Below are 14629 nucleotides of genomic sequence, written 5' to 3' on the forward strand. Positions count from 1 at the left end.
AGTAGGTTCTTATTAGATTCCCTCATCAATATCTTTTTTCTTTTTCGCTTTTTGTTTTTCAAATCGGACATTATTTTTGGTTTGTAAATGGATTGGACGTTTTGATTGGAGATTAAATGGCATTCTGAAAAATGCATCTTTAAAATCTGATAGCCTGGTAGGATAGAGGGGAGCTAAATAAGGCCTCCCAAGTGATGTGATGGTTAGCAGATGAACGAGCATAAAATTAAATAAAATAGCTAATCCGACCAGCCCCCATAATTGTGATGCAAAGATATAAGGGAATCGTATGAGCCTGATGGTATTACCCATTCTGTAAACAGGAGTAGTAAAGGAAGCAAGTGCAGCTAGCGCTACAATAATTAATAACACATTACTCGTTAATCCTGCTTCTACAGCAGCTGTCCCAATAACAATCCCCCCAACGATACCAATCGTCTGCCCGACTTTTGTAGGAAGCCGGGCTCCCGCCTCACGCAAAAGCTCAATCGTTAATTCTAAAAACAAAGCCTCTAATATAGGTGGGAAAGGAATTTGGCTTCTTGATACGATTAAAGTTGCAAGAAGATCTTGCGGTATAATCTCAGCGTGATACGTTAGTACCGCCACATAAAGGGGGGTAGCAAAAATAGAAAACCAAACGGCAAATAACCTGATCAGACGAAATGCGGTTGCAATATGCCAAGATAAAAAATAATCTTCAAAAGCTGAAAAAAATTCCACTAATGTCGTCGGACCTGTAATAACTTGAGGTGAACCGTCAACTGCCACAACGACTTTTCCTTCAGCCAAAAGAGCAGCCACCCTGTCTGGACGTTCCGTATCGATAAATTGAGGGAACGGGCTGTTTGTTTGATCTTCAATCATTTGAGTAATATAAGAGCTGTCATTTATTTGATCAAATTGTATAGCGCTTACTCGCTGGATCATTGTGTTTACGTTTTCTTCGTTTGCGATCGAATCAATATATATGACACAAACTCTTGTTCTAGAAAGAGAACCAACAGTATATTCTTTCACTTTTAGATCCGGAATTGGTATTCGTTTTCTAATTAAATTAATATTTGTATCAATGCCTTCGACAAAGGACTCTTTTGGCCCGATCACGCTGAATTCTACTTCTGGAATGGTTATCTCACGGTTATCATCTGTTTGAATAGCAATAAGTAAGCATAAGTTAGATTCTTCTTCTAGATGTATACATACATACCCACGCATGAGAGAATCAGCCACAATTTTCCCATCCGATGTTAAGACCGATTCACTGAGAGGAATAAAGGTACGAAGGTCTTCTGGCGAGTGAAATTGATGACCCTGAATTTTTTCAATTACATCATCATGTAATTTGTTTGAATCAATTAACGTCGTATAATAGGAAACCCATACATTTTTATAAGTTGTTACAATCATTCGGTGTTCAAAGTCGCTTGAATTTAAGCAATCTTCAATTGCTTCTGCAATGGTCACAGTCTCTGTTTTGTTTTCTGTGGGAAGCGAAAGCCTTTTTTTTATGGAAAACCACGACATGAACGTACCTCCTTACGACATTCACCTATAGTAATGAAATTTACGCCGGTTTTGACTCTTGTTTAGTGAAATGTAGAATCATCGCCCGAATGATCATGCCTATCCCATACCCGGCTAAATGAAATAAAATAGGAGACCAAATGACTCCGATAGTATGGTCAAATAAATGAATACTCCGAGAATAAATCACACCAATGGTTCCGATATACGCAGAAATGGCAAAAGGAATAAATGCATATTTTACTCGCTCGCCGCCCGCATCACGGTACGCGTCGTACATGGAAAATAAATAAACACATGGATAAAACATGATCCATTGATAATTCACGGTATCATTGGCTGCAGTCCCGTCCCCGTAAAAGCTCGGGATAATGGCTAAATTCAATCTGGCTTGCACATTAATGGTGAATTCTAACAGTACAAAAAATACTCCCTTTAAAAACTTTTGGTTAAGAAATTGTCCAAACCCGGGAAAAGCAATGCTCCAAAAAATGGCTTCTACCCTTTTTTCTTTACTCATGTCATGCAGACGCTGCTTTCATGAGAATAGTCACTGATAAGGGAGTTTACTTGCAGGATAAGAGAGCTGCTTTTGTAATGGGATGTAAATGTCAACGCTTGGAGCGGTTTCGTTGCATTCATGTATATTCCTCCGTCCTTACTTCGTTTGAAATGTACTAGTGCTAGTTTGTCTTAAATATGTCTTTCTATCCCATCTTTTCTAGAAACCATGGTGTATTGAGCATAAAAAAGTGAGCTGAATTTAATTCAGCTCACTTCTGTTATTAATAATGCTGTTTTGTAAATAAGTTAGGGTGCTTTTTTGTGGAATCTGTTTTTAATTGATGAAGAACTTCAATCATCAGGTCAAGTTTTCTCTCAAGCCGGTAGAGTAAATACAACGTGACCATCACAGGGAAGCCATACTCACTTAATATAGGAATCCACAGCTCAAATGAAGTCATAATTAAGGGGCAGGCAGTTCAATCACTTCAACTGCTCTTTCGGTAATCCGTGCACCTTTAATGCTAACGAAGTCCCCCCCAGAAGAAGTGTAAACATTCTTTTCAATCACTTTGTTCATCACTTGTAAGATTGCTTCTGGATCTGCGGGTTCAATTGGATCATCTAATGTGATAGAAACTTGCTTGCCTTCTTGATTCAGAAATAACAATTCCAAGACTCGTGCCATCTTATCATCTCCTAATGATTTTCATTAATTATGCTGATGAATTAAGCTAATGAATAACTATTGTTTCGTACTACGCCGATTAAAGAATGTTTCTGCAAAGTACCAAGCGCTAAGGCAGTCTCTTCTAGGTCAATATCTAGAGAGGTACCCTTAATGTTGTTAAAGCGCTTATCTTTGAAAATATTTTCGCCGAACACATCTACACCGTGATGAAATTGTAAAGTAAGTCTTGTTTGCTGCATCATCTTATCACCTCCTTTCATGCTGTATATAGCAATGAAATCTAAAAAGGGGTGATGTGAAATAAAAAAGGTGGTCATACTAGGGGTGGTTAAAACGTTTAATGGGAGAGTTGTGTGTCTACTCTGAACATTTCAAATGAGGTTTCGTTTTATGCTTAAAATGGGTAAACTAAAAGGTATACTTTTGGCATGAAAGGAAGATGGAGGGTTTCTTTCTTTGTTTATGTGAAAAAAGATAAGAAGGGATGCGAAAAACATTCATGAATGTACAACAAAAAACACCTGAAAAAATAGGGAGTGTCCTAATCATTTCAGCCATTTTGATAGGACTTTTTGTATTGTGGGGAGTGCTCTCTCCTGGCACACTACAATCTGCTGCAGACAGCGGACTCGGCTGGATGATTGAAAACTTTGGCTGGTTTTACATGTTATCGACTGCTTTTTTTGTATTATTTGTTATTGCTATTGCTCTAAGTCCCTTTGGAAGAATGAGACTAGGAAAGCCTGATGAAAGGCCTGAATATACTTGGTATTCTTGGATTGGGATGTTATTTGCTGCCGGAATCGGGGTAGGATTTGTATTCTGGGGTGTAGCTGAACCGGTATTATACTATATTGATACTCCTATGGGATATACACCTGAAACTGAACAAGCAGCCGCAGCAGGTCTTCGTTACGGGGTTTACCACTGGGCTCTGCATCCGTGGGCAATTTTCTCTATTGTCGGATTGACGTTAGCGTATGTACAATTCCGTAAAGATCGTCCTGCATTAATTAGTTCTGCTTTTTACCCTCTGTTAGGTGAGCGAGTAAATGGCTGGACTGGTCGTTCAATTGATATTTTAGCTGTTATTGCTACTTGTACAGGTGTCGCAACAACGTTTGGTTTAAGCGCCCTGCAGATTACAGGCGGGTTATCTTATATTTCTGCTATCCCAAATAACGTCTGGACTCAAATTACCATTATTGCTATTGTGACAGTGTTATTTATGATCTCCGCTGGTAAAGGGGTGGACAAAGGAATAAAGAAATTAAGTAATATTAACTTAGCCGTGGCTGGAATACTATTACTCTTTGTCATTATTGTAGGTCCAACCTTATTTATTTTAGAGAACTTTGTCACAACGCTTGGCGGCTATATTACAAATGTAGCTGCAATGAGTTTAACAATGACTCCATTCTCAGAAAGTACATGGCTTGGAACGAATACAATCTTCTTTTGGGCTTGGCATATTGCATGGGCTCCGTTTATGGGTCTTTTTATAGCACGTATCTCACGCGGTAGAACAATTCGTGAATTTATGGCGGGAGTATTATTAGTACCTTCCCTTTTAGCGGTTCTCTGGTTTACCACGTTCGGTGGTACGGCTTTAAACCTTGAAATTTCAGGACAAGCTCCAATTGCCGATTTAGTTATGAGTAATGTAGAGCTTGCCTTATTTGCTACATTAGGCGAACTGCCTTTAAGCATGATTACGAATATATTAGCTGTTATTGTCATTCTTATTTTCTTCATTACTTCAGCGGACTCTGCTTCATATGTACTCGGTGCAATGACTTCTCACGGGAGTCTCAATCCTAAGTTATCAGTTAAGTTATTATGGGGATTCTTAATTGCTGGTACGGCAAGTGTTCTCTTAATTAGCGGAGGAGGGGGACTCGATGCCCTTCAGACTGCATCAATCATTGCAGCCTTACCTTTTGCAGTAATCATGATTATAATGATTATTTCCGTACTCGTGATGCTTGGCAGGGACTTTAAGTTAGAAGGCAAGAAAACACGTAAAAAGCGCGTAAGACAGTTGAAGAAAGAAATTAGAGAAGAGTTTTTAGACGATGTAAGAGAAGAAGTGTACGAAGAATTACGTGAAGAAGTGAAAGAGGAAATGATTGAAGAAGTGAAAGAAGAAGTTAAAGGGGAAATGATTGAGGAAATGAAAGAAGAAGTATATGAAGAGATGAAAGAAGACTTCTATGAGGAAATTAAAGAAGATATCTATCAAGAACTAGATATTGATAAAGATAAGAAGAAATAAAAAGTTGAATTCTAATTTAAGCCAAGACATCAATAAATATTGATGCTCTTGGCTTATTTAATTTCTTATTTCATTCTAACCATATTAATAATTGTGTTATACTATTTCTATACAATTAGTCGAGATTAGGTGAGTAGATGACAGCCCAAAAAATAAAACAAGTTTCTCTAAACTTATTTGCAGAAAAAGGATTTGAGGGAACGTCACTTTCGGGTATTGCCAAAGGCGTCGGAATTAAAAAACCTTCCATTTATGCGCATTTCATTAATAAGGATGACATTTACCTAGCTGTCTTTGAAGAGGTTTTTTCAAAGTATGTATATGCTATAACAGAAGCGTATGAAGAAATCCAAAGCCGGCCTGTTGAAGAAAAAATCTATCACTTGCTTCATACAACATGTAAATACTCCTCACAACATCAAGCAAGTATCGTGATGTTCAAGCGAGCAATCCTGTTTCCTCCCCCTCATTTAAAAGAAATCATTCAGAAAAAAGCGTTGGAATTTGAGAAAAAACAAGAAAAAATGCTTTCACAATTATTCACTGAAGCAATTGAAAAAGGTATGATAGCAAAGCAGCCAATTGAACAGCTTATATCAAGCTATTTTTGTATTCTTGACGGCAATGTATTTCACTTGTTCTTCTATAAAGAACATCAAAAACTAGATAATGAAGCCCATGAAGCACATAATCAAGAGCGAATGATGAATATTTGGAAAATATATTGGCAAGGCTTATGCGTAGAAAAGGAAGCAGGATTACGATTATAGTAATCCTCTTTTTTATGTTCACAAACTGTTCAAAATGAACATTGATATGTGATGTCTGCATCATATTTTCATCACAAATAGATGCTACACTATGTGTAACGAAAACAAAGAGGTGAAATGATAAATGAAACGTTTAGTAATGATTACTGTGGCTGCCCTAACAGCTTTAAGTGCTTGTGGAGGTGCAGAATCAGATGAAATGGAGATGGGTATGGATGATCAATTAACCCCTATTGAGGTTGAATTGGTTGTACCGGATCAAGCGGAAATTAATGAAGAAGTTCTGTTTGAGAGTCATGTCACTCAAGGTGATGACTTAGTGGAAGATGCAAATGAGGTCGTTTATGAGGTGTGGCAGGAAGGTCAAAAGGATTTAAGTGAAATGATTGAAGCCACAGATCAAGACGGAAATAATTATATGCTAACTCATGTTTTTGAAGAGGAGGGGCGTTATCACGTCCAAACCCATGTGACGGCAAGAGGCCTTCACCGTATGCCTATTGCAGAGATTCAAATTGGCAATGTAGAAAGTTCAGCGGAAAAGGGAGAAGAGCCGCATGAACATGAACAGTCAGATAACAGCGAACATCATCACCAACATGCTGAGATAGAAATTGAAATGACAAAAGAAGAAGATGGAGTGACCTTCTTTATTGAAGTAAATGGAGAAGAGCTGACAGACGGGATTGTTACAATTGAAATGTGGCAAAACGAGGATGATAAACATATCTGGCTTGATACGAGTGAAGAAGGCGAGGGCAGATACAAGCTTTCTGTAGATAACAAGTATTCAGGAGAATATGAAGCAGTCATTCATATTGAGCGGGAGCATGATTCCTTGCATGAACACATAAATAAAACAATTACATTTTAACAAGAAGAACCAGCCTACGATTAATTAAGATAATCATTCGGCTGGTCTTTTTCATCTACAATAGGTAAACAGATCGTTACAATTGTCCCTTTCCCCAACTCGCTCTCGTAATGGATCGTTCCATTATGTTTTTCAATAATCGCTTTTGAAATAGCGACCCCAAGACCTGTGCCGCCGTATTTCCTTGTGCGAGCATCATCTGTTCTGTAAAAACGTTCACCTAAATGGACGAGTGCTTCCTTAGACATTCCAGCTCCCGTGTCTGTGATCATTATTTTACAGATGTTTGCACGTTCAAGAGTTAAAGTACATGTAATAGAATCACCGCTTTGACAATGATGCAAGCTGTTTTGCATGAGGTTATGCAGCACTTGTTTGATACGGTTTGGGTCGATTAATGCAATAATGGATTCATCATTAGATGTAGTAATCTCAATTCCTTTTTTTCTTGCACTAGGTAAATAAGAGGCAGCCGCTTCATCAATAAGAGCAGAAAGGACAGTCGGTTCCACTGACAGAACTTCTTGTTCCCCTTGAATTTTAGCAAGGTCCAATAAGTCATTCACCAGCTTACTAAGCCGGTCTGATTCATTATGAATTATAGAGACAAATTCTTTTTGATCCTCTCTTAATTGTTCGTCTTCAAGAAGTACTTCACTATATCCTTTAACGTAACTTAGCGGAGTTCTTAACTCATGTGAGACATTTGAGAGAAAGGTCTGCTTTCTTAAATCTTCCTTTTCTAGTGCATTGGCCATCTCATTAAAGGAATGTCCCAGCTGCCCTAATTCATCACTTGTGTGAATAGGAACCCTGCTGCTAAAATCCCCTGCAGCAATCTTTTTTGTGGCAAGCTGCATCGTCGTTAACGGCTTAGTTACATACGTTGTGAACCTTGAACCTGATAAATATAAAATAACAAACAACACTAAGATTAAGAGGACGAGAACAGGTACAGCTGGCAGAAACACTTCCTGAATTGAGGAGACAGGAACATATACATACAATATGCCATCTAATACACGGTCCTCTACTAATGGAGTGACAACAGCTAATACATTACGGTCAATTCGTTCTTCATACCCTATTTTGACGAGGTATTCCCCGTTTAATAACTGTCTGCGCTCTTCCTCTGAAATAAAGGTTTGATAGTCGATCTCAAAAGGGAGGCATGCGCTCAATTCACGAGGGTTTTGAACAACGTATATCTGAGTAGTAGACACATCGTTATGAGCTTCTGCCCTCTGGATGAAATCCTCGTTTAATTCACCCGGACTATGCTGCGTTGCCAGATTACGGCCAAGTGAGAGCAGCCGTTCTTCCTCTGCGCCCACATACACTTCTTGATAGATATAGGAAACTAACAATACGGATACTAAAATTGAGCCGTACGTAAAGGTAAGTAAAAAAGCCCACACTTTTTTATGAAAAGACCATGAATTCCACTTCATTAAATATCCACCAGCTTATATCCAATTCCCCACACAGTTTGAATGACATTTCCGTATGGTTTAAGCTTCATTCGAAGGGTTTTTATGTGTGTATCAACAGTTCTCTCTGTTCCTTCATAATCAAGACCCCAGACTGAGGTGAGCAAATGCTCTCTTGTGAACACCTGACCTTGATGCTCAAATAAAAACAATAGCAAATCAAATTCTTTGACAGTAAGCGAAATTGGGATTTGATCGACTTTCATACTGCGGGCTTTTCGATTAAGTTGAATCCCTTCTAAAGAAAAAATCTCCGGTTCATCAATATGATTATCAGTATGATGGATAAAGTTCCTATTTGTTTGATAAGTTCTACGTAACACAGCTTGAATGCGGGCAAGTAATTCACCTTTGCTAAAAGGCTTGCTTAAATAATCATCGCCGCCTAGCATTAATCCTTCAATACGATCTTTTTCATCTGATCGTGCCGTTAGAAAAATAACAGGGAGGGTTGATGTTTCTCTCAGTTTTTTTACGAAGTCAAAGCCATCCATCACTGGCATCATTACGTCTACGACTGCAAGATCAATTTGGTGTGAAGAGAGGAGGGAAATGGCTTCTTCTCCGTTGTCAGCTTTAATGGTTTCGAACCCCTCTTTTGTGAGATGCAGCGTTAACAGACGCTGCATGGTTTGCTCATCTTCTACGATTAGAATGGTAGGCATGTTTTACTTTGCCTCCTCTCGGATAGTTAAATCTAGCGGACCTTCTCCAACCTTAATCCTCTTTTGTGAGGTAAGGGTATTTAGGTCAACGACTTCTACAGAGTTGCTATCATAGCCAGCGATAAATAGAAAGTCATCAAGTGCAGCCATAGTAAACGGGTTAGCTACCGTATCGATAATTGATTCCACTTCATTCGTTTCAGGATTGATTTCACGAAGCTGATTTGAGCCGTGGCTAAGAACAAGGATAGAATTGTCATGACTCAAGAAGGCAACCGGCATCGTTGGAGCAAATAGTTGACCTGCTTTTTCTTGTCGTACGATATCAACGATTTCAATATGATTGGTTATGTCTGCACCACGTCCATGACCGCCTATCCAAACAATTGACTCGTTAACCATAATCATATCTGTAGCACGGTCAATGCTTGGCAATGTCATAATAACTTCATTAGTGGAAAGGTCGATAACAGAAATGCTCGTATCTTCATAATTCAGGATATATAATGCATTCTCATGATGATAAAGGTATTGTGGTGAAGAACCGACTTCCAAACGATCTATCACTTCACCATCTAACGATAAAACGACCACTTCATTTTCTTCCCTTTGGGTGAGGTAAAGTTTGTTGTTAAGCAGCTTCAGATCATCTACAGCTGAAGAAACAGAAATTGATTGAACCTCTTTACCTGAAGTAAGGTCATACACATACAGTGTAGAATGGATCGAGCTGTAGGTTAATAGCATGTCGTGATCGAGTAATAACGTGCCAGATACAGGGTGATTCAAATTCCAAGTCGTTACCGGTTCATGTTCTGTTCCGTGAATAAAACTTACACTCTCATCGAAAGAATTGGTGACAATAACTAAGGGTTCCGCTTCAGGAAGTCCCTCATAGGTAGAGTTAGAACAGCTGATAAGAATTAAAAATGTACATACAGTGAGTACGATCTTTAAAACAGAATACATTGCAATACTCCTTAGCTAAATTAAAATGGTAAAGCTTCTATCATTATAGACGAAAGTTGTGATGAAATAATGAAAAGCACGCAGATTCTGCGTGCTTAATTGATAATACCATGCGTCACAATTTCAGTTTTCGTGTGAGCATGTAATTCAATATTGGGATACACTTCTTTCCAATTGGAGTATTTCAGCCAAACGTCACGGTCATACGCCATCAACTCTAGGCCGATTCCTAGTGCATCACAATTCGCTTCTTGAAGCTGCCTCAACGTTCGATTAGCTACATCTTGAAAATGCTTCCCAAGCTTCTCATTTAACTTGACGGTGAGTTCGCGCTCGGCAAACCCGTCTTCAGGATACTCAACAGCATTCACTTTTATCGTGAGATTAATATCAGCATGAATCCCACCAGCTTCTTCAACCACAGTTAAATCCCGATCAATTCCTACCACTTGAACCGTTATAAAATCATTTAATCGAGGGTATTTGTCATCAGTTACTCTTACAGTGAAATTTGCTGTCCTTTTAAATTTGTCCATTAATAAAAGAAGCATCGTACTGTCCTCAGTACCTAGGGCCCCAGAAAATTTTCGTTCATTAAATAGAGCAATCTGATCACCGTGAATATCCTCTGAGTCTTCTCGAATACTCAAGTAGGGCAAAATGACGTCCTGCCCCGGGTCAAAGAGAATCGGACATACAAATTGAATATTCGTAACTGGAAAAATAGTCGCTTGTTCACCTGCATCAATTAAGTCACGTAGATATTCACTAACTAAAGGATGATTTTCTACCTTTAACTTCAAGTAAGGTTCTGCTTTGCCTTTTGTAATTGCAATATTTGCATTTAATGGGCTCCGAGGGTCCCGGTAAAAGACATCAAGATAGGAATAGACATCTGTTTTAGCCGCTTCATCACTAATTAGAATAACTCGTGTTTTGGCAGCATCCAGTCTTCCGGATACTTCATGGTCAATATTCAATCTGCTTTGTCTAGTCGTATTTCCTATTGCAGTAACAGTTCTCGTTTGAGCTTGCTGGTCCTTGCCGGAATCTGCTCGAGGAATGGAAACCGTTGTTCTGATTTGACCATCTTCTTCTAGATCAAAGGCACCGCTGTAAATTAATTGAAGGTCTTTTAAATAGCGGCTGTCCCAGCAGCCGCTCATTAAAACCAGACAACATAGGAGTAAAATCATTTTTTTGATCATGTAGATGAGACTCCTTTCTTTCCTGTGTTACTCCCATTACTCTCTTTTCGCTTAAAAAGAATAGCAACAGCTAAAATAACAAAAGGGAATATGAAGGAAAAAACGCCTCCAATGTTACTGATAAGTTCAGAGATTGTCCCTATCCGTAACACATTGTGGGGTGAAACGCTGAACAGAAATGTAATAAGACAAATACCCCACACAAACGGACTGTGATTGGTTTTATTAAATAAAATAGCTGTCCCTAGTGAAGCAATATACAGATACCCTACAAATGACGTCAATACGGACACCATCCATACTGTAAGAAAAATTAAGTCTGTCCGCTCTAAGACGATAAATGAAAATGATTTGATTAAATAAAGAATGGGTTCAGGGACCAAACCTATCTCTTCTGGACTGAAAAAAATGTAACAGGTAAAGGCCAAATAGGCATATATCAGTGTAACTGTCACATTGGCGATTGTTGCGGCTTTTACTTTTGTTTTAATTGTCCCTTCAGTCGTAGCAAACAATATAATAAATATTTCAAAACCTAATAACGAAAGTGTGGCAGCTTTTGCACTTAAAATAATATTAGTGATTCCTGTATGACCGATGGGCAGCACATATCGATATTCAGCATGGGTAAAGGCAGTAATGGTTAATAAAATGACTAATACTAGCAGTACCGAAACAATTACGTGAAAGCGAGCAATAATTCTGACGTTCTCTTTGGCTAAATACCATGCGGTGAATACGGCAATCCCTACTTTTAGAAATTGTGGTGTGTTAGGGAAAGCCCAAATGGTTAATACCGAGCTGAATAAGATTAAAATGACTGCTCCTACGCTGATAAAGTAAACGACATGAATTAAGATAAGAAATTTGCCAAGCCATTTTCCGAAAACACTTTCCAAAATGAAGTATAAATTAGAATTTGGGTAGCGCTTGGAAATGAACATATAAACAAAAATGATAATCTGGACCACAAGTCCAGCTAACAATATTGAGATCCAGCCATCTGTTTTTGCACCTGCATCAAAGACAGAAAAGGGCATTGAAAGGACGCCGACACCTACTTGAGTTTGGATAACAAATAAAGCGAGCTGAGAAGGGGTAATCGTCATTTTTTGGCTTTGATTACTCATTTTTGGCCCACCTTCTTGAATAGCCTTGTTGTCTTCTCTTAAGAGGTTTATAAGCAGTAGGCTTTAAATTCATTAACCATACTGGCATGCGCAGAAAGGTATCTTTAAGATCTTTCCATTGAAAAGGAGCAACAGGTGAAAAATAAGGAATGCCAAAAGATTCTAATTTGCATAAATGAATTAATAGAAGCATTCCTGCAAATGAAATGCCAAAAAAACCAAATGTTGCAGCCGCAAACATAAATGGAAATCGTAGTATTCGAACCGATGTGTTCATTTCTGTTGAAGGAACGACAAAGGCGGCGATAGCTGTTAATGCAACTACAATGATCATTATATTTGATACAAGTCCGGCTGTTACAATCGCATCACCAATCACGAGACCACCGACAATCCCGATTGTTTGCCCGATTGGCGATGGCAGCCTTACCCCAGCCTCGCGAATTAATTCAATGGTAAGTTCCATAATGATTGCCTCAATAATCGGAGGATAGGGTATTTGTTCAACAGAGGTCTTCACAGGAAGAACAAGATCATTCGGAATGACTTCATAGTGAAATCCAACAACAGCAATATATATCGCTGGAAGTAAAATAGCGATTAAAAAACTTAAGATTCGAATCATCCGATAAAAAGTCCCAACATAAAAGCGGCTGTTATAGTCATCAGGAGATTGGTAAAAAGCAAAGAATGTGATAGGTGTAATAATGCAAGTTGGGCTTCCTTCGATCATAATGGCGATCTGGCCATCCATTACAGCAGCCATCGTACGATCTGGACGTTCCGTATTTAGCACTTGAGGAAAAGGAGAGAACGTGGAATCCTCTAAAAATTCCTCGATAAATCCGGGACTGAAGGTCATGTCCATTTCAATCGAATCAATACGTTTTGAGACTTCTTGAACTAATTGTGGATTAGCGATATTTTTCATATACACGATACAAACAGATGTATTCGTATCTGTACCGATTTTGTGATATTGAATAGCTAATTGCCTGCTTGAAATTCTCCTTCTTAGAAGGTGGACATTCGTCCCTAAATCTTCGACAAAGCCCTCATGAGAGCCACGCACAACCTTTTCATTCATCGGTTCTGCTGTATCACGCTTAATAATACTTCCTGTATCAAGTAAATAAATCATTTCCTCGCCGTCGATCAGCAAAACAGACCTGCCTTCAAGCAGCGCTTCAATCACTTTATTTTTTGAATTGGTAGGGACAAACATGGCTGCATGTTCAAGCATGTCATCAAGAGACCTTTTGCTGTCAAAGGCCGACCCTAACATCCGTTCAATCTTTTCATACTCTGTTACCGAGCTTAAATAATACAAGGATGCTTTTTTGTCTTCAATTTTAAAATGCCTTCTTTGCAGGTCTCCTGCATCACTTAATGTAGATTCGATAAACTGTTGATTTTTAATGAGTAGATTAGACGTTTTGGCATGACTCGGAGATGAAGAGGAATTCGTGGATGCTTCACTTGACTGCCCGTTCATTTTTGGTTGTTTTAATCGTGTTAAGCGTTTCATCCTCATCATCCTCCTTTTATGCATGTTTTCTCGTCATTATCGTTTGCATAAATGGAGAATTCATGCAGAGGAGGAGAAGATTCATATTGGGAATTAAAGGATAGGATTAAAAAAAGCAAGGACTCTTCATGAAGAAGAAAGTCCTTGCTTTTTTTTGAGTGCTATAAATTTCTTTCCAATAAGGAAGAAGAAAATAAGGGCAAACGAGCTGATGAGGATTAGTCCAATAATTGATAGTGAGAACGTGTTTGATAACACACTAACAATCATACATACATATAAGGTCCCTAACAGGTTTTTCATTTTCTTTTCGTTAAATAAACGAGTGGACCTGGCACCAATTGGAGCGCCTAAAAAGGTCCCTAGTATTAAGGCTAAGCCGATCCCGAAGTTGATCGGGCTCGATAAACTGTAAGAAATGAGACCTGCAGCTACGATAAATACAACGGAGGCTAAGCTGGTACCGACTGCTTGACTCGCTTTGAATCCTAATAACGATATAAGAAGAGGGACAATAAAAAATCCTCCGCTCACTCCTAATGCAGATGAGATAAACCCGGCACCAAGGCCGATTAACCCAGCTACAATCGCTGGTGGAAGCTTTTTCTTCGTTGATTGTTTCTCCTTTTTGGCCGGAAATAATAACGAAAAGGCGAAGTAGCTTAATAAGGCCACATAAAAAACAGAAATCACCGTTTCAGCAAAGCCCATAGAATCAAGCCGGATCATTAATGGATGAGCAATTTGCGTGCCTATGATCCCTGTACAATTAATAATAATCACATAATACCAATTAATATTTTTTAACCTGAAGTGTGAGAGCGCTCCAGAAATAGAGGTTCCAAGGGAAAGCATAAGGCTTGTACCGATCACTGTAGTAGGAGGTAACCCAAACATGAGCAATAAAGGCGTTAAAATAATTCCTCCTCCAATACCGAAAAAGCCTGAGAATACCCCAATTCCTACACCTAACAAAATAAATAATAAATAGTCCATAC

At 38.6% G+C, this 14629-nt stretch carries 16 protein-coding genes; 3 read left to right on the top strand and 13 right to left on the bottom strand.

From position 1 onward, the window contains the following. Window positions 1–12 precede the first annotated feature (12 nt). The 6 genes from PQ478_RS06315 to PQ478_RS06340 all read right to left on the bottom strand — a co-directional run bounded on the left by PQ478_RS06315 (window position 13) and on the right by PQ478_RS06340 (window position 2964). Complete coding sequence (locus PQ478_RS06315) at window positions 13–1527, bottom strand: spore germination protein (protein ID WP_289236179.1); 1515 nt, start codon at window positions 1525–1527, stop codon at window positions 13–15. Window positions 1528–1567: 40 nt separating this feature from the next. Then, complete coding sequence (locus PQ478_RS06320; protein WP_289236180.1) at window positions 1568–2047, bottom strand: hypothetical protein; 480 nt, start codon at window positions 2045–2047, stop codon at window positions 1568–1570. Beyond that, window positions 2044–2169 (bottom strand): hypothetical protein, encoded by a 126-nt coding sequence (locus tag PQ478_RS06325; RefSeq protein ID WP_289236181.1) that lies wholly within the window; start codon window positions 2167–2169, stop codon window positions 2044–2046. The genes PQ478_RS06320 and PQ478_RS06325 overlap by 4 nt, the downstream gene beginning before the upstream one ends. Before the next feature lie 143 nt (window positions 2170–2312). Continuing rightward, window positions 2313–2492 (bottom strand): YvrJ family protein, encoded by a 180-nt coding sequence (locus tag PQ478_RS06330; RefSeq protein WP_289236182.1) that lies wholly within the window; start codon window positions 2490–2492, stop codon window positions 2313–2315. A gap of 2 nt (window positions 2493–2494) precedes the next feature. Further along, entirely contained in the window at window positions 2495–2719 is a 225-nt protein-coding gene (locus PQ478_RS06335) for a DUF2922 domain-containing protein (RefSeq protein WP_075683412.1), read from the bottom strand. Window positions 2720–2760: 41 nt separating this feature from the next. Further along, window positions 2761–2964, bottom strand: a complete 204-nt coding sequence (locus PQ478_RS06340; RefSeq protein ID WP_012958247.1) for a DUF1659 domain-containing protein — start codon at window positions 2962–2964, stop codon at window positions 2761–2763. Window positions 2965–3221: 257 nt separating this feature from the next. Here PQ478_RS06340 and PQ478_RS06345 point away from each other — a divergent pair, with 257 nt between their 5' ends. The 3 genes from PQ478_RS06345 to PQ478_RS06355 all read left to right on the top strand — a co-directional run bounded on the left by PQ478_RS06345 (window position 3222) and on the right by PQ478_RS06355 (window position 6641). Beyond that, the gene (locus tag PQ478_RS06345; RefSeq protein ID WP_289236183.1) at window positions 3222–4997 is read left to right on the top strand and encodes a BCCT family transporter; all 1776 of its coding nucleotides are present in this window, start codon (window positions 3222–3224) and stop codon (window positions 4995–4997) included. A gap of 137 nt (window positions 4998–5134) precedes the next feature. Then, a complete protein-coding gene (locus PQ478_RS06350; RefSeq protein ID WP_289236184.1) occupies window positions 5135–5767 on the top strand; it encodes a TetR/AcrR family transcriptional regulator in 633 nt (210 codons plus the stop codon). A gap of 124 nt (window positions 5768–5891) precedes the next feature. Beyond that, window positions 5892–6641, top strand: a complete 750-nt coding sequence (locus PQ478_RS06355) for a FixH family protein (RefSeq protein ID WP_289236185.1) — start codon at window positions 5892–5894, stop codon at window positions 6639–6641. Window positions 6642–6661: 20 nt separating this feature from the next. On the opposite strand, the gene PQ478_RS06360 is transcribed toward PQ478_RS06355, so the two are convergent. The 7 genes from PQ478_RS06360 to PQ478_RS06390 all read right to left on the bottom strand — a co-directional run bounded on the left by PQ478_RS06360 (window position 6662) and on the right by PQ478_RS06390 (window position 14627). After that, window positions 6662–8092 carry a sensor histidine kinase gene (locus PQ478_RS06360; RefSeq protein WP_289236186.1) on the bottom strand — a complete coding sequence of 477 codons (1431 nt, stop codon included), beginning with the start codon at window positions 8090–8092 and terminating at the stop codon, window positions 6662–6664. Then, a complete protein-coding gene (locus tag PQ478_RS06365) occupies window positions 8092–8796 on the bottom strand; it encodes a response regulator transcription factor (protein WP_289236187.1) in 705 nt (234 codons plus the stop codon). Before PQ478_RS06365 ends, PQ478_RS06360 begins: the two co-directional genes overlap by 1 nt. 3 nt (window positions 8797–8799) lie before the next feature. Next, window positions 8800–9765, bottom strand: a complete 966-nt coding sequence (locus PQ478_RS06370; protein ID WP_289236188.1) for a YncE family protein — start codon at window positions 9763–9765, stop codon at window positions 8800–8802. 95 nt (window positions 9766–9860) lie between these two features. Beyond that, on the bottom strand, window positions 9861–10973 hold the full coding sequence (locus tag PQ478_RS06375; protein WP_289236189.1) for a Ger(x)C family spore germination protein: 1113 nt from the start codon (window positions 10971–10973) through the stop codon (window positions 9861–9863). Further along, a complete protein-coding gene (locus tag PQ478_RS06380; RefSeq protein ID WP_289236190.1) occupies window positions 10970–12103 on the bottom strand; it encodes a GerAB/ArcD/ProY family transporter in 1134 nt (377 codons plus the stop codon). Before PQ478_RS06380 ends, PQ478_RS06375 begins: the two co-directional genes overlap by 4 nt. After that, window positions 12096–13631 (bottom strand): spore germination protein, encoded by a 1536-nt coding sequence (locus PQ478_RS06385; protein ID WP_289236191.1) that lies wholly within the window; start codon window positions 13629–13631, stop codon window positions 12096–12098. Before PQ478_RS06385 ends, PQ478_RS06380 begins: the two co-directional genes overlap by 8 nt. A 126-nt stretch (window positions 13632–13757) precedes the next feature. Next, complete coding sequence (locus tag PQ478_RS06390; protein WP_289236192.1) at window positions 13758–14627, bottom strand: sulfite exporter TauE/SafE family protein; 870 nt, start codon at window positions 14625–14627, stop codon at window positions 13758–13760. Window positions 14628–14629 lie beyond the last annotated feature (2 nt).

The sequence above is a fragment of the Alkalihalophilus pseudofirmus genome (assembly GCF_029094545.1).
Lineage (GTDB): Bacteria > Bacillota > Bacilli > Bacillales > Bacillaceae_D > Alkalihalophilus > Alkalihalophilus pseudofirmus.